This window comes from Terriglobales bacterium, assembly GCA_035691485.1.
Classification (GTDB): Bacteria; Acidobacteriota; Terriglobia; order Terriglobales; family Acidobacteriaceae; genus JAIQGF01.
The window spans coordinates 36,640-55,570 of sequence record DASSIZ010000064.1 but is presented as its reverse complement, the minus strand read 5'-3'; the positions used below and the strand labels follow the sequence as shown (position 1 = coordinate 55,570).

General features: G+C 61.7%; 20 protein-coding genes. 7 read left to right on the top strand and 13 right to left on the bottom strand.

Features of this window, described 5'->3' with window-relative positions; genetic code table 11:
* Positions 1-245: 245 nt before the first annotated feature.
* From atpG to hfq, 8 genes are all read right to left on the bottom strand, one after another.
* On the bottom strand, positions 246-1,283 hold the full coding sequence (atpG, locus tag VFI82_08105; GenBank protein HET7184635.1) for an ATP synthase F1 subunit gamma: 1,038 nt from the start codon (positions 1,281-1,283) through the stop codon (positions 246-248).
* Positions 1,284-1,302: 19 nt separating this feature from the next.
* Complete coding sequence (locus VFI82_08100; GenBank protein ID HET7184634.1) at positions 1,303-1,479, bottom strand: hypothetical protein; 177 nt, start codon at positions 1,477-1,479, stop codon at positions 1,303-1,305.
* 51 nt (positions 1,480-1,530) lie between these two features.
* Positions 1,531-3,072 (bottom strand): F0F1 ATP synthase subunit alpha, encoded by a 1,542-nt coding sequence (gene atpA, locus VFI82_08095; GenBank protein HET7184633.1) that lies wholly within the window; start codon positions 3,070-3,072, stop codon positions 1,531-1,533.
* Positions 3,073-3,206: 134 nt separating this feature from the next.
* Complete coding sequence (atpH, locus tag VFI82_08090; GenBank protein HET7184632.1) at positions 3,207-3,749, bottom strand: ATP synthase F1 subunit delta; 543 nt, start codon at positions 3,747-3,749, stop codon at positions 3,207-3,209.
* Positions 3,750-4,529 carry an ATP synthase F0 subunit B gene (locus tag VFI82_08085; GenBank protein ID HET7184631.1) on the bottom strand — a complete coding sequence of 260 codons (780 nt, stop codon included), beginning with the start codon at positions 4,527-4,529 and terminating at the stop codon, positions 3,750-3,752. It abuts the gene before it with no gap.
* Entirely contained in the window at positions 4,526-5,002 is a 477-nt protein-coding gene (locus tag VFI82_08080; protein ID HET7184630.1) for a hypothetical protein, read from the bottom strand. The genes VFI82_08085 and VFI82_08080 overlap by 4 nt, the downstream gene beginning before the upstream one ends.
* A gap of 421 nt (positions 5,003-5,423) precedes the next feature.
* Complete coding sequence (gene hflX / locus VFI82_08075) at positions 5,424-6,851, bottom strand: GTPase HflX (protein ID HET7184629.1); 1,428 nt, start codon at positions 6,849-6,851, stop codon at positions 5,424-5,426.
* A gap of 8 nt (positions 6,852-6,859) precedes the next feature.
* Entirely contained in the window at positions 6,860-7,174 is a 315-nt protein-coding gene (hfq, locus tag VFI82_08070; GenBank protein HET7184628.1) for an RNA chaperone Hfq, read from the bottom strand.
* A 217-nt stretch (positions 7,175-7,391) separates the two neighbouring features.
* On the opposite strand from hfq, the gene VFI82_08065 reads away from it, so the two are divergent.
* Both VFI82_08065 and VFI82_08060 read left to right on the top strand, forming a co-directional pair.
* Positions 7,392-8,144 carry a hypothetical protein gene (locus VFI82_08065; protein HET7184627.1) on the top strand — a complete coding sequence of 251 codons (753 nt, stop codon included), beginning with the start codon at positions 7,392-7,394 and terminating at the stop codon, positions 8,142-8,144.
* Positions 8,141-8,479 (top strand): DUF309 domain-containing protein, encoded by a 339-nt coding sequence (locus tag VFI82_08060; protein ID HET7184626.1) that lies wholly within the window; start codon positions 8,141-8,143, stop codon positions 8,477-8,479. Before VFI82_08065 ends, VFI82_08060 begins: the two co-directional genes overlap by 4 nt.
* Here the strand turns inward: VFI82_08060 and VFI82_08055 are convergent.
* The 3 genes from VFI82_08055 to VFI82_08045 form a co-directional block, all read right to left on the bottom strand.
* Positions 8,390-10,135, bottom strand: coding sequence for a hypothetical protein (locus VFI82_08055; GenBank protein ID HET7184625.1), 1,746 nt, complete (start codon positions 10,133-10,135; stop codon positions 8,390-8,392). The genes VFI82_08060 and VFI82_08055 overlap by 90 nt on opposite strands.
* A complete protein-coding gene (locus VFI82_08050; GenBank protein HET7184624.1) occupies positions 10,135-10,371 on the bottom strand; it encodes a hypothetical protein in 237 nt (78 codons plus the stop codon). The genes VFI82_08055 and VFI82_08050 overlap by 1 nt, the downstream gene beginning before the upstream one ends.
* Positions 10,372-10,502: 131 nt before the next feature.
* Entirely contained in the window at positions 10,503-11,534 is a 1,032-nt protein-coding gene (locus VFI82_08045) for an SH3 domain-containing protein (protein ID HET7184623.1), read from the bottom strand.
* A 733-nt stretch (positions 11,535-12,267) separates the two neighbouring features.
* Here VFI82_08045 and VFI82_08040 point away from each other — a divergent pair.
* Complete coding sequence (locus tag VFI82_08040; protein HET7184622.1) at positions 12,268-13,275, top strand: histone deacetylase; 1,008 nt, start codon at positions 12,268-12,270, stop codon at positions 13,273-13,275.
* A 1-nt stretch (position 13,276) separates the two neighbouring features.
* Here VFI82_08040 and VFI82_08035 read toward each other — a convergent pair whose 3' ends face one another.
* On the bottom strand, positions 13,277-13,561 hold the full coding sequence (locus VFI82_08035) for a hypothetical protein (GenBank protein HET7184621.1): 285 nt from the start codon (positions 13,559-13,561) through the stop codon (positions 13,277-13,279).
* 163 nt (positions 13,562-13,724) lie between these two features.
* Between VFI82_08035 and VFI82_08030 the strand changes: the two genes are divergently transcribed.
* From VFI82_08030 to VFI82_08020, 3 genes are all read left to right on the top strand, one after another.
* Positions 13,725-15,239: an amidohydrolase family protein gene (locus VFI82_08030; GenBank protein HET7184620.1), complete on the top strand. Its 1,515-nt coding sequence runs from the start codon at positions 13,725-13,727 to the stop codon at positions 15,237-15,239.
* 242 nt (positions 15,240-15,481) lie between these two features.
* Entirely contained in the window at positions 15,482-16,111 is a 630-nt protein-coding gene (locus VFI82_08025; protein ID HET7184619.1) for a CDP-alcohol phosphatidyltransferase family protein, read from the top strand.
* Positions 16,108-16,587: a GtrA family protein gene (locus VFI82_08020; protein ID HET7184618.1), complete on the top strand. Its 480-nt coding sequence runs from the start codon at positions 16,108-16,110 to the stop codon at positions 16,585-16,587. Before VFI82_08025 ends, VFI82_08020 begins: the two co-directional genes overlap by 4 nt.
* Here the strand turns inward: VFI82_08020 and VFI82_08015 are convergent.
* Entirely contained in the window at positions 16,521-17,378 is an 858-nt protein-coding gene (locus tag VFI82_08015; protein HET7184617.1) for a winged helix-turn-helix domain-containing protein, read from the bottom strand. The genes VFI82_08020 and VFI82_08015 overlap by 67 nt on opposite strands.
* Positions 17,379-17,478: 100 nt before the next feature.
* On the opposite strand from VFI82_08015, the gene ffh reads away from it, so the two are divergent.
* Positions 17,479-18,837: a signal recognition particle protein gene (gene ffh / locus VFI82_08010; GenBank protein ID HET7184616.1), complete on the top strand. Its 1,359-nt coding sequence runs from the start codon at positions 17,479-17,481 to the stop codon at positions 18,835-18,837.
* The last annotated feature ends 94 nt before the right edge of the window (positions 18,838-18,931 follow it).

Here is an 18,931-nt window from a genome sequence, read left to right as displayed (position 1 = left end):
CTGCTCCACCTCGAGGATGACGTCAATGGGAGAGGGGACGTTGAACCCTTCGCTGACCACGCGCAACGATTCGTAGATCGGTGGCAAGGCGGATTCGCTGAACTGCACGTCCACCGCCGGTCCGGCAACTTGAATGACTTTTCCGATATTTTCTGCCATAAGAAGCTCTGGCCTTTCGCCTTTGGCCTGAATCTGCTCAAATCCTGTACTGGCCGCTGGCCAAGTGCCAATGGCCAATGACGGCGCTATTGCGCCGCTGCGCCGCTAACGATCTCGATAATTTCCTTCGTGATCTTGGCTTGGCGCGCGCGGTTCATCGCCAGCGTCAGCTTGTCGATCATTTCGTCGGCATTGCTGGAGGCCGAGTCCATCGCGGTCATGCGGGCGGCGTGCTCCGCCGCGGTGGACTCCAGCATGGCCCGCCAGATCTGTACCGCCACATACTTCGGCAACAGGTCGCGAAACAGTTCTTCCGGCGGCTGCTCGTAGATGTAATCCACCTGTGCGGTGGCGAAGGCGGCGGCGCGACGGTCCATCTCGCTGGTGTCCGCCTCGCCGATCGAAACCCCGGCCGAGCGGGCTGCCTCGGCGCGCGCCTCGCGCTCTTCCTTGCTTGCCTCTTCCGCTTGCGCAACCGCCTGCTGCCCGATCTCGCCGATCGGCAGCACCTTCTCGACCACCAGCCGCTGCGCGATTACCGACTTGAACTCGTTGTAGATCACGTAAACTGCGTCAATTTCCTGTTTCGTGTAGCGGTCAATCACGCTCTCGGCAAGATCGCGTACGTACTCGAAACTCAGCTTCCCGAGCACGCCGATGTGCTCCGCGACAATTTGCACTCTGCCGGCGCGCTCTGCCTGTTCCGCAGTGGCGGTTGGGTAGCGGCGGCGCAGGAAGTCGCGCCCCTTGCGGCCGACGGCTTCGATGTCGACATTTTTCTCTCCGCCGGCTGCCAGGAAGCGCATCGCGGCTTTGATGATGTTGGCGTTGAACGCGCCCGCCAGTCCGCGATCGGCGGTCACCACGATCACCAGGCTGTTCTTTTCCGGACGCTCGGCGAGCAGCGGATGGCGCGGCTGGCCGCTTTCCGGATCGTAGATTTCCGCGCGCGACACCAGCGATTTCAGGACATTGGTCAGCATCTGTGCGTAGGGACGTGCCGATAGGGCGCGGTCCTGGGCCCGCCGCAGCCGCGCCGCCGAGATCATCTTCATCGCCTTGGTGATCTGGCGCGTGTTGCGCACGCTGCGTATTCGCCGCCGAATGTCGAGTATGTTGGCCATGACTTGCTGCCGTTTCCGGCTACTTCCGTGCTTTTGCCTTTGCCGGCGCGGGCTGCTGCGCCAGCGTTGCGTTCAGGATCGCCAGCTGGCGCGCTATTTCCAGCACTCCCAGAGCGGTCGCCTGCGCCACCTTGTCGCCGGCGCGGGCCAGACGCTTGGTGTCCTCGATTAAAGTCTCGATCTCCTGCAAGTCCATCCGGACCTCCAAGGTCAACTTGTGCAATTCGTCAATGACTCGATTACACAATCAACCTTTGCCCGCCACGGCCACCTGCCGCTCGCTGGCGAAGCGCTCTTTCGCCTCCTTGATGACCTTGGTCATGGCGGCTTTCAGCTCGTCATCGAGCACTTTCTTGTCCTCGATCTGCTTCAGCAGGCCGGCATGCATGGCGTCCACGTAGGAGTACAGCGCCTTCTCGAACTCGCGGCACTGCTCCACCGGAACGTCGTCGAGATGACCGCCGGTTCCGGCGAAGATGATCAAAATCTGCTTGGCAAAGGGCAGCGGTTTGTACTGGTCCTGCTTCAGGATTTCGACCAACCGCTGGCCGCGGTTCAGTTGCGATTGCGTGGCCTTGTCGAGATCGCTGCCGAACTGCGCGAATGCCGCCAGTTCGCGGTATTGCGCCAGCTCCAGTTTCAGAGTGCCCGCGACCTGCCGCATGGCCTTGATCTGCGCGCTGCCGCCGACGCGGCTCACCGACAGGCCGACGTTCACCGCCGGGCGAATGCCGGAGTTGAACAGGTCGGTTTCCAGGTAAATCTGGCCGTCGGTGATGGAAATGACGTTGGTCGGAATGTAGGCGGAAACGTCGCCCGCCTGGGTCTCGATGATCGGCAGCGAGGTGAGCGATCCGCCGCCATTCTTGTCGCTCAACTTGGCGGCGCGCTCCAGCAGCCGCGAGTGGAGGTAGAACACGTCTCCGGGATAGGCCTCGCGGCCGGGCGGACGCCGCAGCAGCAGAGAAATTTCGCGGTACGAAGCCGCGTGCTTGGAGAGATCGTCGTAGATGGTCAGCGCGTGCTTCTTGTTGTCGCGGAAATACTCGCCCATGGCACAGGCAGCGTAGGGCGCGATGTACTGCATGGGAGCGGGCTCCGATGCCGATGCCGCCACCACGATCGTGTACTCCATGGCGCCGTAGTCTTCGAGGATTTTGACCACCTGCGCGATCGAGGAGCGCTTCTGCCCAATGGCGCAATAAATGCAAATCAGGTCGCGGCCCTTGTTGTTGATGATGGTATCGAGCGCGATCGCGGTTTTGCCGGTCTGCCGGTCGCCGATGATCAATTCGCGCTGGCCGCGGCCGATGGGAATCATGGCGTCGATCGCCTTCAACCCCGTCGCCATGGGCTGGCGAACCGGCTGCCGGTCGATGACGCCGGGCGCGATCCGCTCCACCGGAAGATATTCCGTGCTGGCGATCGGCCCTTTATCGTCGATGGGAACGCCGAGCGCGTTGACTACTCGCCCGATGAGGTTCTCGCCCACGGGCACGCTGGCAATGCGGCCGGTGCGCTTGACCTCGTCGCCTTCCTTGATTTCCGTGTACTCGCCGAGCAGCACCACGCCGACCTGCGCTTCTTCCAGGTTCATGGCGATGCCGGCCACGCCGTGCGGGAATGAGAGCAGTTCGCCGGCCATGGCCTTTTCCAGGCCGTAAACCCGCGCGATGCCATCGCCCAGCGAGATGACCGTGCCGACCTCATCCACGGCGATGTGCGATTCGTAGTTCTCAATCTGTTCGCGTATGAGTTTCGTGATTTCGTCTGCTTTGATTTGTGCCATAAAACCAGCTTTTAGCTCTTAGCTGTTGGCTCCAGCTTGTTTTCAGCGTGAGCTTGATTTTTCCTGCTGTGAACAATCATTCCTGCCAACAACGTGACTGCGATCCCTGGACTGCGTCCGCTCAGAGCTGATAGCTAAGAGCCTTCCGTCAACTGCCCCTTCATTCTCTGCAACTGGCCTTTTATCGAACCGTCATAGATCGTGCTGCCGAGCCGGACAATGGCGCCGCCAAGAATATGGCGGTCAATCGCGTAATGGGCGCGGACTTTCTTGCCCGTCATCTCGGCGACGCGGCCCTCGAGCGCGCGTTTTTCCTGCTCCGCCAGCTCGCGCGCGCTGGTGACTTCCGCCTCCGCAAAACCCAATCGCGCATCTAACTCGCTCTCCACCTCGCGCGCGATCTCCGCCAACTGTTCGATCCGGCCATGGTCAATCAGCACCGCGACAAAATTCCTCACCGGCTTCGACACCTGTTCCCGCGCCACGATGGCGTCCAGCAATCTGCGCTTCTGCTGGGCGGGAATGGACGGGGTCCGCCAGATGCGCTGCAAGGTCGGATTGCTCTTGACGATCGCAACCAGCCCGTACAATTCCGCGATCATGGTTGCCGCCGTGGCGTGCATGTTGTCCACCGCGTCGGCAAAAGCACGCGCGTAGCGGCTGGTGATCACCGCCATCTACTTGCCCTCCTTGCCAGCGCCGTTTTTCCCCAGCTGCCCGACAAAGCTTTCGACCAGGGCGCGGTCGGTGGCGGCGTCAACCTGGATGCGCTTTTCGGCAAGCGAAATCGCCAGTTCCGCGGCATAGGCCTTCAACTCGCGCTGTGCCACGCGGAAGGCGGCCCCAACCTCTTGCGCAGCTGATTCCACGACTTTGCGGGCGTCTTCCTCGGCGGCCGCCTTGATGCGCTGCTCTTCCGCCACCGCTTCAGCGTCGGCCTGCGCTCGCATCTCGGCAACTTCGTTGTCCAGCTTGGCCAGGCGGCTTTCGATCTCGCCCAAACGCCGGGCGGCGTCGGCGCTGGCGCGCTGCGCCTCCTCCATCGTTTTTCGGATGGCTTCGGTGCGCGAGCGGAACAACCCCGGAAGCTTGGACCTCACGAACCACAGGACCGCGCCCGCAATGACCGCGAAGTTCAGTGCAATGGCAAGCCAATAAGCAGCGTGAAGGCTGAGCCCGGTAATTCTGGCAAGCAACTTCACCGACGCCGACTGCTTGAACTCTGCATTCTCTTCGCCTGCGGCCGCCTCGGAGGCCTCCGCCAACTCCTGGCCGGGAGTCTCGGCCTGGGGTTCGGCCCTGCGATGTTGCTCGCCGGCAGGCTTGACCGGCTCGGCCGATTTCGGCGGCGGCACTTTCGGCCCCGGAGATTTTTCCTGAGCCACCGCGGCGCCTGTGAGCAGCAGAACACCGAACAGCGCAAGCGGGATGAAACGCGGCACTCTGGCGGCCTTCATTGCCCACCGCCGGCCGGAGATTGCGCCACCGCCACAGGCTTCAGGATGGCACGGATTACCTCGCCCGCCAGCCGGTCGCTTTCTGGGAGCAGTTGCCGCTTGGCCGCTTCCAGTTCTTGACTGACGTGACTCCGCGCCTGTGCCACCTGTTGGCGGGCGCGTTCGCGCGCTTCGGCCATGGCGGTTGCTCGCGCCGCCAGCGCCTTTTGCCGCCGCGCTTCCTGCGCTCTGAAAATCGCCATGCGTGCTTCCCGGAGCCGCTGCTCGTACTCGCTGGTCTTGGCTTCGGCGGAAGCAACGTCGGCACGCGCCTTCTCAATCGCGCCTTCCGTGCGTTGGTAGCGCTCGTGCAATACCTGCTCCAGCCTGCCGTGAACGATCAGGCGGTAGGAAAAGAAGGTGACCAAAAACAGCAGAATGGTCGGAATCGATCCGAGCAGTAATCCGCCTAATTGTCGGAGCGTCTCATCCATTTCGATGGGTAAACTGGGCTAGCGAATGATGGCTTCGTGAACTGACAAAACTAACACTCGGTCAGAGTCGCTGTCAACGCGCATTCGATTGATTTTGAACGGACTTCAACGCGTTCTCTGGGTGGCGTTTCCCGTGCTGCACCGGGACCGGGCAGCGGGCCGGACTAGGTGCAAAATCTTGCGGTTTACCTTGACTTCGGCACCCAGAGGGTTAACATATAAGTATCACCTCCGATCCGATTCAGGATCGAATGGGCCTGTTGGTAAGGACACGTCACCGCTCCTTGGCAACGGGCCCATTTTACTTCTCGTGGTCGGTGATTCGTTCGGTTCCAACCCCGTTGAATGAGCTCCGGATCGCGTCATAGGCTAACCCCCGAGTACCGATCACCCACTACCGATCGCCGATCACCGACGCCAATCACCGATTTACCACAAATCTCCCCACCTTCCTGACCACACTCTCCGGCGCCTGCGCCTCCATGTCCACCATGCCGTCCCGATAGCGCCGGGAACAGATGCGCGCGCGCGCTTCCAGCATGGCCAGCGCCTTGCCCTCCGATTGTGGCACCCGCAAACGTACCTGTTGGACGGGGTCTTCCTCCAGCAGCTGGTCGATGCGCTCCAGCAGCCCATCCAAGCCGTGCCTGCGCAGCGCCGAGACGTAAACGGTGTGCGCGTCGCCGCGCAGGCGCTCGCGTTCCCCCTCCGGCAGCACGTCGATCTTGTTGACCACCTGCAGCCGCGGCTTCTTGTCCGCCACCAATTCGCGCAGCACCTTCTCCACCTGCGCCGCCTGCTCCTGCCCAAGCGGGCTGCTGGCATCCGACACCTGCAGCACCAGCGATGCGCGCTGCACTTCTTCCAGCGTGGCGCGAAAAGCGGACACCAGCGTGTGCGGCAGGTTGCGGATGAATCCCACCGTGTCCGACAGCAGCACCTTGCGCTTCGAGGGCAGCGTCACCCCGCGGATGGTCGGATCCAGGGTGGCGAACATCTTGGACGACTCCAACACCCCCGCCTGCGTCAGCGCGTTAAACAGCGTTGACTTGCCGGCATTGGTGTAGCCGACCAGCGCCACCGTCGCGACCGGAACCGATTCCCGCCTCTGACGCTGTTGCGCGCGAATCCTGCGCACGTTGTCCAGCTGCTGCTGGATGTGCCGGATGCGGCGGAAGATCTTGCGCCGGTCGGTTTCCAGCTGCGTTTCACCGGGACCGCGCGTGCCGATGCCGCCGCCCAACTGCGACATCTCGACACCGCGCCCGCCCAGCCGCGGCAGCAAGTACTGGAGCTGCGCCAGCTCCACCTGCTGCTGCCCTTCTCGCGTGCGTGCATGCCGGGCGAAGATGTCGAGGATGAGCTGGGTGCGGTCAATGACTCGCGGCTTCACTTCGTTTTCGATGTTGCGCTGCTGCGACGGGGAGAGGTCGTGGTCGAAGATGATCAGGTCGGCGCCCGACATGGCCGCCGCACCGGCAATCTCTTCCAGCTTGCCGCGCCCGATCAGCGTCGCCGGGTCAGGCTTGTCTTTGTGCTGCAGAAATTCCCCGACCACCTCGGCGCCTGCGCTGGTCGCCAGCTCCTTCAGTTCCGCCAGCGATTCTTCCGCGCTGAACTGCGGCGGGCGCGCCGATTTCGCTTCCGCCGGAACCAGGGACGCGTCCCGCGCCGCTCGCGCCGATGGAGGAACGGCTCCGTCCTCGCGCTTCGAGCTTATATGTGCTTTTACCCGGTAATCGAGCCCCACCAGGAAGACGCGCTCCGCTGCATCGCGACTGCGAGTTTCGTGAGGCGCACGGCGGCCCCGAAGCCGTTCCAGACTGCGTTTGTTATCGGGGCCGCGCAAGGAAGCAGTTACCCTTCCGTGCCGGACGGCGTGGTGACCTGCTCGCCGGGATGTGCTGGGGCCGGCTTGGTTTCACCCGGCATTGGCCGCAATTCATGCCGCTCGATTGGGTGCGCGCTCTTGCCCATCACCACCGTCGAAATCGCATGCTTGAAGATGAGCTGCTCCTGGTTGTTGGTTTCGAGCACGACCGAATACTTGTCAAACGACCGGATGCGTCCCGTCAGCTTCACCCCGCTGAGCAAATAGATGGTGATCGTCGCTTTGTCTTTGCGGGCGGTGTTGAGAAAGGAATCCTGGATGTTCTGCGCCGGCTTGTCCATCTGCCGATCTCCTTTTGTCAAAGAACCGACACGCCCCCAACACGGGGCCGAGGCTCCCACCAGACCCAAACAGCGCCCCTACGATACGGCGGCCTGCGTCGCTTTTCAACCTCCGGAACATTATTTTTGCTCTGCTAGAATTCCCGTGCTCCCGTCGCGGGCAGAAGATCCGAGTTCGTGCCCCGGCGCTCCGCGCCCGCTACTCGCAGGAGGATTCGTGCCCATCGCGCCTGCCATCGCCGTCTTCCAGGTCCACGTTTCACTGCCCGAAGGGAGTGCCGCCAACGTCCTGATGCTGGTTCGCTGGATCCATTTCCTGGCCGGCATCACCTGGATCGGGCTCCTCTATTTTTTCAACCTGGTGAGTGTTCCCTTGCTCAAGGAATTGGACGGTCCAACCCGCTCCCGCGTGGTTCCCCCGCTGATGACGCGCGCGCTGTGGTGGTTCCGCTGGGCCTCGGTGGTCACCGTGCTGGCAGGAATTTCCTACTGGATGAACATCGTCACCACCGATGCGCGCAACGGCAATGCTTCGCCCGGCACCGCCATTTGGAGTTTCTTCCTGATCTGGACGGTGGCTTTCGCCATCGAAATGGGCGCGCTGATGTCGCCAGCCGAAGTCTTGCGCAAAGGCGCCGTATTCGGCCTCATCTGCGGTGTCGCCGTCTTCGCCGCGGCTTACCTCTACCTGGCGATCAACAACGATGGCTGGGAGAGCAATCGTCTGCTCTCTATCGGCATTGGCGGCGGCATCGGATGGTTCATGATGTTGAACGTCTGGGGCGTGGTCTGGCGCATGCAGAAGAAGATCATCCGCTGGACTTCCGAGAATCCCGGCGGCGCCATGCCCCCTGCCTTGGCAAAACAGGCGCGCCTGGCATTTCTCGCCTCGCGCTTGAACTTCGTGGTGTCGTTCTTCATGCTGTTCTTCATGGGCGCAGCCAGCCATTACCCCATGTTTGGCAAATGAACCTGCAGGAATTCCAGCGCGGTCTGGAGTTGTTCAACTCGCGCGAGTATTTCGACGCGCACGAAGTCTGGGAAGACGTGTGGCGCGCTGCGCCCGCGGATGAGAAAAAATTCCTGCAGGGGATGATCCAGGTGGCGGTCGCGCTGCATCACCACGGCCGCGGAAATCTCCGCGGTGCGCGCTCGCTGCTCGCCCGCGCGCTGCGCAATCTCTCCGATTATCCGGAATCCTACGCGGGCGTGGATCTAGCGGGGATTCGCTCCACCATCGCCCAGTGCCAGGGCGCTCTCGACCTTGCCGGTCCTCTGCCTCCACTGCGGATTCCGCTCTCCTGAAGCCTGTGGCCTCAAGCCTGGCGCCTTGAGCTCCGCTTCCACCAGGTTGCGATAATGCGCCGTCGCGTACCGCAACCTGGTTTCCTCCTGCGAACCGCGCATCGAAAACGCCGCCATCGCGCAATACGCCATGCGAAAAACACTGTAGGCGAGCAGGTACGCTTCCACCCGTGAGCTAACATCGTCGCCGCTGCGTTTCCGGTAGTGCGCCAGCATGAAGTGGGCCGCCGCCGACGTCATTCCCCACTCCACGATCGCGCCGGCAAGATCCCAAGCGATGTCCACCGGCCCAGGGAAAAAATGATCATCACCGTGAGTTGCGCCATCGGTCTTGATTAACGCCCCAGCGGGCGTGCTGATCCACTCGTGCGGCAGCATGCGGCCGTCGGCAATCACCAGCCGCTCGGTAGGGAGCGGCGGCACTCCGCTCGCCATGCGGCTGCCGAATTCCTCACCAACATTGAAGCGAACCATGGCGTCGAGCTGCGATGGCTGCGTCCGGGCACTTTCGAACTCGACCGCGCGCAGCGCGCAATAATCTGCCACGCGCTCCAGCACGGCGGCCGAAACCCGCGCCGCATTCATCGGGCGGCCCTCCACCATCTCCAATTCGCTGAACCCGCAACTATGGGCCACCAGCCGCGGACCAAACCCGGCTTCGCCGAGTCGTCGCGCCCGATCTGCAACAGTGCTGCCGAAGCGGCCAATGCCGTGGAACTTGAACATCCGCCGTTCATCGCGAGAGAGGAACTTCAGCCGCTCCATCTGGGTCCATGACGACGGCCAGTGCGACTCCTCGCCATAAAACCGCTGCCGCCACTCCCCGCCGCCCATGTACGGTCCGCGGTCGGCGGGCGTGCGCCGGGTGGATTCAACCACCTTCGAATGAAATGACCGCCAGCGTGACGCGCCATCACGGGCGGCCAGTGACTCAGGGTCGGCGTAGCGGCTGCACAGGAAAGTGATTCGTTCGCGCGCTATGCCTGCCGCCAGCAGCGCGTCGCCCACCGACAAGAACGACGACCCGCTGATTCCCGGCCCTTCATCCACAACCAGAAATTCCGCCGCGGCGGCGCGACGCGCCCCGATCCAGCGCAGTTGGTCCGGTGAAAACGTGGTTCGCCGATCATACGGATGCCCCACCGGACGAACCGTGATCCTTTCCGCCCGCGCACCTCGCCGCTGCAGCGCCGCCGCCACCACGGCGCTCAACGTGGTTCCGATGCTGCGGATTCCAATCAGCGCCGCTTGACTCTCCGGGAGCGGAGCGCTGTCGGCAAGATCGGCAAAATCGAGCGGATGGACCGCGTAATAGGCGAAGCCTTCCGGCGGCGAGACTGTAATGACATCAGGAACCGAAATTCGTTCGAGTGTCTTCCTCGCGGCGCGCAGCCCTGCAAGGCTGCCGGGCAATCCCACCAGCGCAGCCGCGACGCTGCTGTTAATGCTGGCGGCCAGCGGCGCATCGGCAGCGTCGGCGTCGGCCAGCGCGCATTCCAATTCTCCTGCGCGCAGCAGCGCGTCCACCAGCCGGTCATGAGAGGGTGAAGCATGGGCGGGAAGCGAGGCCTGCAATTCCGCAAGCGAAGTTTTCCCGCTGGCGGTGCTCCGCCCTTCGCGGAACACCCACATGTTGCACGAATTTCTTGAGGCCATCAGGCGACTTTCTTGCTCTTGCTGCCCTTGGCGCCGCGCTCCGAGCGGGCTACGTCCCCATCTTTGTCGATGAAATAGAGGAAGCGGTTGTCGCGTTCCACCGCGTTTTCCACCAGCACCTGGGAGTCGCCTTCTCCCGATTTTGGTTTCTGGCAGATGTTGCCGTTGCCGTCGATGAAATAGAGATATTTCTTGTAATCCCGCGGCAGGTTCAACTTTTTGACTTTTTCGGCCATATTACGAACTCCCGGAAGTTGGATTCCTCACCGGAACCAGCCGATGCCCGCTCTGAAAAACTCCCCGACACGGGTCAATGCCGCAAAGGCCTTGGGGACCACCCGCCGCATGGGTTGGTGGGAGGACTTGCTTATTTGCGCCGGCGCGCCGGCTTGGCTTGCGCCTTCGCCTGTTCTTCCTCCGGTGAGAGCACTCGGCGAACAATCGGGCCGTTCAGCTTGTACTTCCGCTCCGTGGTTTTGCCGTCGTCGTCTTTCACTCGCAACGTAAAGGCAGGCAGCACGCCCTCTTTTCCGAAGTCCGCGGTGCCCACGGTTACCGGAAAGACGCCCACCAGTTTGCGCTCGCGATACGCGGTTTCATAGCGGTGGCGTTTCACGTTCCAGGTGAAAATCCGCGCCTGGTCGAAGTCCCACGCCAGGCCGTCCTTGTTTTCCGTCAGCAGCACCAGGTACTGGGAAACCTTCTTCTCCCCGTCCGCAACCTGGTTGAGCACAAAGTAGGCGACTATTCTCTGCCCTTCGGAATACTGTGCGATCTCTAGCGGCACGTCCAGATCCACCATGCGCGACAGTACCCAACCCGTATGCCCGGCCGGGTCGCGCACCAGCAGCCAGTCTTCACGAGATACCGGTGTCTCCTCCGACTTCGCCGCCGCCTTCTTGGCTCCCGGCTTTTCTATCTTGGGCTGGGAAGGATTGACCCTGGTTTGCGGCTTTTCCGCCGTTTCGCGCTTCAGCACTTCAACCTTGGCTCCGTCCGGCATCTGGAACAAGTGCTCGGAGTCGCGTCCAGCGGTGAGGTGCATGTTGAGGGTCACGCGCGTGGTCCCATGTGCCTGCACCGGGTACTTCGCATTTTCCCGGGCGAGCTTCTGAAACCCGTCATAGACGCTGGCGTCTACCACGTAGCGCTCTTCGATCCAGCCAATCTCGCCGCGCTCGGTCTTCACTTTGAGAAACCGGCGGCTCTTCTCCAGCACCTCGACCCGCTCCGCGTTGTGTACCACCCCGGCCTTGCTGTACACGGCTGCGATGCGGTCGCGCAGGTTCGCCTGCGGTACCGACACGTAAGCGATCTCCGCCTGCTTGCCTCCGCCTCGCTTGCATGCCGGCAGAGACAATAAGGCCATGAGCAGGATGGCGCCGAGAACGCTCGCCACGCGCCGGATTTGGAATCTCGGGACCACGTTCAACTGGTTCGACTATATCGCAGCCGGGGCATCGTCTCTGTAAGGTTCGACCATCGCTCTTGCGCTCGGAAGATTGGCAAAGGTAGAGGCGGAAGGGAATAATTTTGGGCCTCGGCGATTCTGAACGCTATTGTTGCCCTGCGCAAGATTGGAACGCAGGGCAAAAGGGCCAACGGTCGAGTCGATGGTAGTCGGCAAAAAATATACTAATGTGCAGACCACCAACAATTAACCGCTGACCCTTTAAGCTAGGCGGCGTCTTGTTCGGACGCGCGGTTGGATGAGGTTGCACTCGCCACTGGTTCGGAAGTAGCGGCCGGTGGCACAGCAGAGTCCGGCTTCGGGACCGGCGCGTTCTCTGCACTTCCCCTCGGATGAAGCCGCATCTTGCGGCGAAGCCGCGCTTCGGCGTCATCCCAAGTTTCCCGCGCTTTTTCGAGACCCCGGTGGGCCGCCCCCCGACCGTGCTCCTCGGCTTTCCGGAGCTTGTCGATAAGGCCCATATTGGTTCCCCTTTGGTATTTCGCAGCGTTGAGTTGGATGCCAGGCAACCTCTATGGGAAACTGCTGGCCGGCAACTCCGTCCGGCAGCAACTCTGGCTATTCCCTGCTGCTCGCGGCTGTACGGAAGTGGGTACCCCACTGCAGTCCGTCTTTTGGCTTGAGTGGGAATCGCGCAGGGGACTAAGCTGCACTGTTCCCGATGCTGCCCTTCAAGATCGTTTATAGCGATGCCTATTACTTGCCCATTGGGGAACACGTATTTCCCGCAGGCAAGTACCGCCTCGTGCATCAGCGCCTGCTCGAGAGCGGACTTGCCGAACCCGCCGACTTCATCGCGCCTCACCCAGCCGAGGACCGCGACATTCTCCTCGTTCACGGCGCCGATTACGTTTACAAGCTGCAGACCGGCACGCTCACCGCCCGCGAAGAATTGCAGATGGAAATCCCTTTTTCCGAAGAACTGGTTGACGCCTTCTGGCTCGCCGCCGGGGGATCCATTCTGGCGGGTCGATGTGCGCTCCAGGACGGCATCGGCATCAACCTTGGTGGCGGCTTTCACCACGCCTTTCCCGATCATGGTGAGGGCTTCTGCATGATCAACGACATTGCCGTCGCCATTCGCCGCCTTCAAAAAGACAAAAAAATCGAGCGCGCCCTGGTCATCGATTGCGATGTCCACCAAGGCAACGGCACGGCCGTTATCTTCGGGAGGAAGCGGGCGCTGGAGCTGGCGGCGCAGCCGCTGCCGTCGGCCGGCGCTCCAACTTTGCGCACTACCGAGCACGGTTCCATTCGCGAACTCCCCGCCGACGGCGCCGACGTCTTCACCATCTCGCTCCACCAGGAGAACAATTACCCCACGTGGAAGCCGCCTTCATCGATTGACGTGAACTTGCCCGACGGCATCGGGGACGAGCCTTATCTGGGCTGGCTCGATAACGCCGTCAGCTCCGCGCTGCGCCGCTTCGAGCCGCAATTGATCAGCTACGTCGCCGGCGCTGACCCTTACCAGTACGATCAGCTCGGCGGATTGCAACTTAGCGTTGGGGGTCTGAAAAAGCGCGACCAGTTCGTCTTCCGCATGGCCAAAACGCGCGGCATCCCGGTAATGGTCACTCTCGCCGGGGGCTACGCGCTGGACCTGAACGACACCATCACCATCCACAGCAATACGGTGGCGGCGGCCAAGGAAGTATTCGGCAGTTGAGTCAGGCGGCGTGGGACATCGTCCCGAACGTCTCCGGCTTCTTGCCTTGGCCGTTCCCGTTGCTGTGCAGTTGCGTCAACAGGCAGCGCCGCGCTTCCGTGCAGCTGGTGACCATCACGTCGGTCCCCTTCTCGCACCAGGAGCAAGTCCAGCACGCCGGTTTCTTGCGAACCATGGTTCGCTCGTGCTGGCAGAACGCCGCTTTGACCTGGTTGGTCAGCGCATTGGGATAAGGCAGCACGTCGACACAGTAACTCGCCTGGCATCGCAAGCCAATGCCCGTCACAGTCTCTAGGGTGATTCGGCGGCAAGGAAAATTTCGGCTTTGGGAAGGGAAAATCCGGGTTTGGGAACGCGACCCGATTGCGGCCGATGCTGCGGCTGTCATTCGAACGTTTGTCCTTCCCATCCCACAGGCGTATTCTGCGTTTCTTCACTGGGGTGAGGAAATGCCCAATCCGAAAACAGCGCTGAAGCCTCCCAAACCTGCTATTCACAACGGTTGGGTTCGCAAGTCGGAACTCGACGCCTGGCTCGACCGCTGCCTGCCGGTGCCGACGCAGGTGATCTCCAACGAAGAGTACACGCCCATTCCGCAGACTCCCGAGCAGAAGCGGCTGGAGCGGGAAATCATCGCCGGGGCCGAACGCCAGGCGCGGCGGCTCGGCACGGACCGCAGAAGTTTCCTGAAATCCTCGTGCGGCATGGCGTTGGCCTTCGCGGCCATGAACACCGTTTTCGGACGCATGTTCACCGTCGAAGCCGAAGAATTGTTCGAGTCCGCCGCAGTCGACGCAAACAAGCTCAAGACTTTCATCTTTGACATCCAGACTCACCACGTCGCCATGCCCGAGCAGGCGCCCCACGCCGATCAGGAATTCCTGAACGCGGTGGTCGGCATGCGCAACATGGCGCGCAAAATCAATCCCGCATTAAAAGATCGAACTGCGCATATCGAAGATGCCTACATCGAGAGTTACATCAAGGAGGTGTTTCTCGACAGCGACACCGACGTGGTCGCGCTCAGCGCTCTGCCGGGATCGTCGGAAGAGACCGACGTCCTCACGCCGGAAGTCATCTTCAAGAGCAAGACCTGGATTAACCAACTGACCAGTTCGCCGCGCGTCATCAGCCACGGATATTTTTCGCCCGACCTCGGCAACGAGAATCTCGACCTCATGGACGCGCAGTTATCGAAGCTGAAGATTAACGCCTGGAAGGGCTACACCGGCGTTGCTCGCGCCAAGGGGAAGGCAGGCTGGCGCCTGGATGACGAGAAGACCGCTTACCCCGCCTTGGAAAAAGCCGTGAAGCAGCGCGTGAAGAACATCTGCATCCACAAGGGGCTGCCCTTCCCCGGCGATCCCGAATGGTGGAGCCCGATGGACGTGCCCAAGGCCGCCAAGGATTTTCCCAACCTGAATTTCCTGGTCTACCACTCCGGCTTCCGGGGACCGCAGGACGCGCTTGCCGCCGCCAAAGGCGAGTTCCGCACCGAGACCTACATTCCTTGGACCTCCGATATCTGCGCCTGGAAGAAGAAGAACCCCGAGATCAAGAATATCTACATGGAAATGGGCAGCACCTTCGCCCTCATGGTCTCCACCAGTCCGCTGCTCGCCTCCTATGTGATGGGCATGATTATCGACGCCTTCGGCTCCGACCACGTGCTCTGGGGAACTGATTCCATCTGGTGGGGCTCGCCACAGTGGCAGATCGAAGCCTTCCGCCGCCTGGAAATGCCCCCGGATCTGCAAAAGCGCTTCGGCTACCAGCCGCTTACTCCGGAGGTGAAACGCGCCATCTTCGGCCTGAACGCGGCGCGCGTCTACGGCATCGATCCCAACGAAAAAATCAACCCGCTGCCGGCCGATTACCTGCAGCGTCTGCGCAAAATGTACAAAGCCTCCGGCATGGCAGAGCCCAGCAATACCCAGTATGGCTGGGTCCGAGCATCGATTTGAAAGGGCACGCTGTGCCCTCGCGTGTGCTGCACAGCGAACTCTAAGAGTTCTGTGGTGTCTTTCTTGCGTAAATATCGCCTTCTCTGATACTTGGACAGTGACCTCCGGTTGCGTGACGTTTTACCTCCGGTGCATTGGATTTGGGGCCGGCGGTCTGGCATCTTTCTCACCATAGGAGGCCAGCCATGGTCACGCGAAACGATTGCTTACCATTTGTCCCTGCCACGCGAATTCAGGACAGCGTGTCCGCCTCCCTGGAAAAGCGTGCCCTGATCTGGATGGCGGAGCGCACTCCGCAGTGGATCAATTCCGATCACCTCACTGCGCTCGGCTTTGCCGGTCAGGCGCTGGCAGGAGTTTTCTACGCCGCCGCGCGCTGGGACCGCCGAGCGCTGCTGGTTGTGATCCTCTGCCTGGCGGTGAACTGGCTCGGCGATAGCATGGACGGCACTCTCGCGCGTGTTCGCGGCCGGCAGCGGCCACGCTACGGCTTCTACGTGGACCACATCATCGACACCTTCGCCGCCTTTTTCCTCATGGGCGGCATGGCACTTTCCGGCTACGTTCACCCCGCCATCGCCGCCGGCATGCTGGTCGCGTTTCTGATGCTGTCCATTGAGGTCTACCTTGCCTCCTACACGTTGGGAACTTTTCGCCTCTCCTACGGCAAGCTGGGACCGACTGAAATCCGGATTCTGCTGGTGATCGGAAACATTGCGCTGCTGTACCGGCCGGTGGTGAAGCTGCACGGCATTCAGTTCCGGCTTTTCGACGTGGGCGGTACGGTGGCCATCGCCGCGATGACGGTCATGCTAGTGGTGTCGAGCATCACACACTCTCTGCGCCTTTATCGCGAGGAGCGAATGCCTTGAACGCTTCGACACCACAGCACGTACGCTGGCTGAAGTTTTCTTTTGTCGGAGCCATTGGGATTGGGGTGCAACTGGGCGCGCTGTCCCTCTTTATCCGACTGCGTCTCCCGTACCTGCCGGCGACCGCCCTGGCGGTGGCATGCGCCGTGCTTCACAATTTCATCTGGCATGAGCGCTTCACTTGGGCCGATCGCGCGCAAGGCACGGGGCCGGCAGAGATACTGGTTCGGCTGCTGCGATTTTGCCTGGCCAATGCCGCCATTTCGATTGTCGGAAACCTGCTGCTGATGTGGTGGCTGGTCGGGCAAGCGGGGCTTCCCGTCCTGCCCGCCAACCTGATCAGCATATCCGCTTGTTATGCGGCGAATTTCCTGGTCAGCGACCGCTGGGTGTTCCTGGTCCCGAAAGCTCAATTCCCGGATGTCGACGCGCGCTCGCCCATCAGCAGCAAGGTCCGTTGGGAAAAAGGCACGTAGAGCAGCGCCGCGGTTGCTGCTAGTGCGCCGCCCCAGCCAATCTTGGACACCAGCAAGAACGGCGCGAGCGCCCATATCCCATCCAGCACAATGACCACGGGAAAAAGGCGCGTAAACTTCCGGCTGACCTGCCAGACATTGAATGCCGCCGCGCTCAACAGGAACAGGCGAATGGGCACGCCAATCACCGCCGTAACCACCACCACGACGAGGAGCCAGGGGGATTGTCCGAATGCCTGGTCGAGGGCTCGATCCACGGCGTGCAAGCGCGTAAGCGCGACGACATAAAACACCAGGTACATGATCTGGATGAGCGCGAACAGCGCTCTCACATATCCCCGCGGAACGGGAGGAACGTCGGCAGGACGAGTAAGAATCGCAAAGCCCGACCCACCTTCGCTGGATGCCGCGGCGGGTTCCGTCGGGCTTGCAGGGACACTGGCAAGTTTGTTGTCGAACCGCTGGACAGGGGCGATGAAACGATAGCCGCGGCGCGCCAGGGTCTCGATAAATCGAGGATTGGTCGCCGCATCGCCCAGCGCCTCGCGCAACTTGGTGATGGCGGTGTTGAGACTGTGATCGAAATCCACGAAGGTGTCGCCGCTCCACAATTTCTGGCGCAGATCTTCGCGTGTCACCAGTTCGCCGGGCCGTTCCAGCAGGACCATGAGTACGGCAAAGGGCTGGTCTTGGAGGCGTACGCGGGCGCCGGCCTTGCGCAGTTCGCCGGTCGCGCAGTCGGCTTCGAAGATGCCGAACCGGTAGAGGCCGGGCTGTCTCGAAATCAGCATGGGGCGCTCGGTCATGTTACCCCACGTGTTGGGTCTATGACTCGTGTAGCCTGTTCTGGAGAAGCTACTTTCCACTCCTTGATAGAATCAAAGCTCAGATATGTTTGAGAACCTTACCGACAAGCTGCAGCGCGCCTTCAAAAACCTGCGCGGCCAAGGCAAGCTCACCGAAGAGAACATCCAGGAGGCGCTGCGAGAAATCCGCTTGGCCCTGCTGGAAGCTGACGTCAACTTCAAAGTCGTCAAGGAATTGATCGACCACATCCAGGCCAAGGCGGTCGGCCAGGAGGTCATGACCGCGCTTTCTCCCGCCGAGCAGGTCATCAAGATCGTTCGAGACGAACTCGTCGAGCTCCTCGGCCACGATACCGCCAAAGTGAAGTTCGCCTCGCAACCGCCCAGCGTCATCCTGATGGCCGGCCTGCAAGGTTCCGGCAAGACCACCACCTCGGGCAAGCTGGCGCACTGGCTCAAGAAGGGCGGCCATCGTCCGCTGCTGGTCTCGGTTGACGTCTATCGTCCCGCCGCCCGCGAGCAGTTGAAGGTCGTGGCCAAGCAAGTGGGCGCCAACCTCTACGAAGGCCAGGTCGAGGAAGCCAACACCGCCACCGTGGAGCGCCTGGCCAAGGAAGCGCGCAAGGAAGCCGTCGTGACCGGCAGCGACATACTCATCGTCGACACCGCCGGCCGCCTGCACATCGACGAGCAGCTCATGGAAGAAATGCAGTCGCTAAAGAAGCTGCTCAACCCGCAGGAGATCCTGTTCGTTGCCGACGCCATGACCGGCCAGGACGCGGTCAAGTCCGCCGACGAATTCCACAAGAAGCTCACCCTCACCGGCGTTGTGCTTACCAAGATGGATGGCGACGCCCGCGGCGGCGCTGCGCTTTCTATCCGCAAGGTCACCGGGCAACCGATCAAGTTCATCGGCGTGGGCGAAAAATTCGATGCCCTCGAGCCCTTTCATCCCGACCGCATCGTCGGCCGCATTCTCGGCATGGGCGATATCCTCTCGCTCATCGAAAAAGCCGAGCAGACCCTGGACCGCAAGAAGGCCGAGGACTTCACCAAGAAAGCTCTCGGCGGCGATGGCTTCTCCCTGGAAGATTTCCGCGACCAGCTTCGCCAGGTCAAGAAGATGGGTTCCATCTCCAGCATCATGAAGATGCTGCCCTCGGTCGGTCCCTTCGCCAACATGCAGAAGGCCGTGGACAATGTTGACGAGGGCCAGATCACGCGCGTCGAAGCCATCATCAACTCCATGACCCCGCACGAGCGCGAGCACCACGACGTCATCAACGGCAGCCGCCGCAAGCGCATCGCACGCGGCAGCGGCACCTCGGTGCAGGAAGTAAACCAGCTTTTGCGCCAGTATGCCCAGATGCGAAAAATGTTTAAGGACATGGGCAAGGCCAGCTTTGGCCGCAAGCTGGCCGGCATGAAGTTCCCGGGAATGTGAATCGAGGTTGGAGCGCTCTGGCGGCGATACTTGGGAAGGGGCACGGCTTTAGCCGTGCCGTACAAGCCCTCTTAATATTGTCATTCCGAGCAAG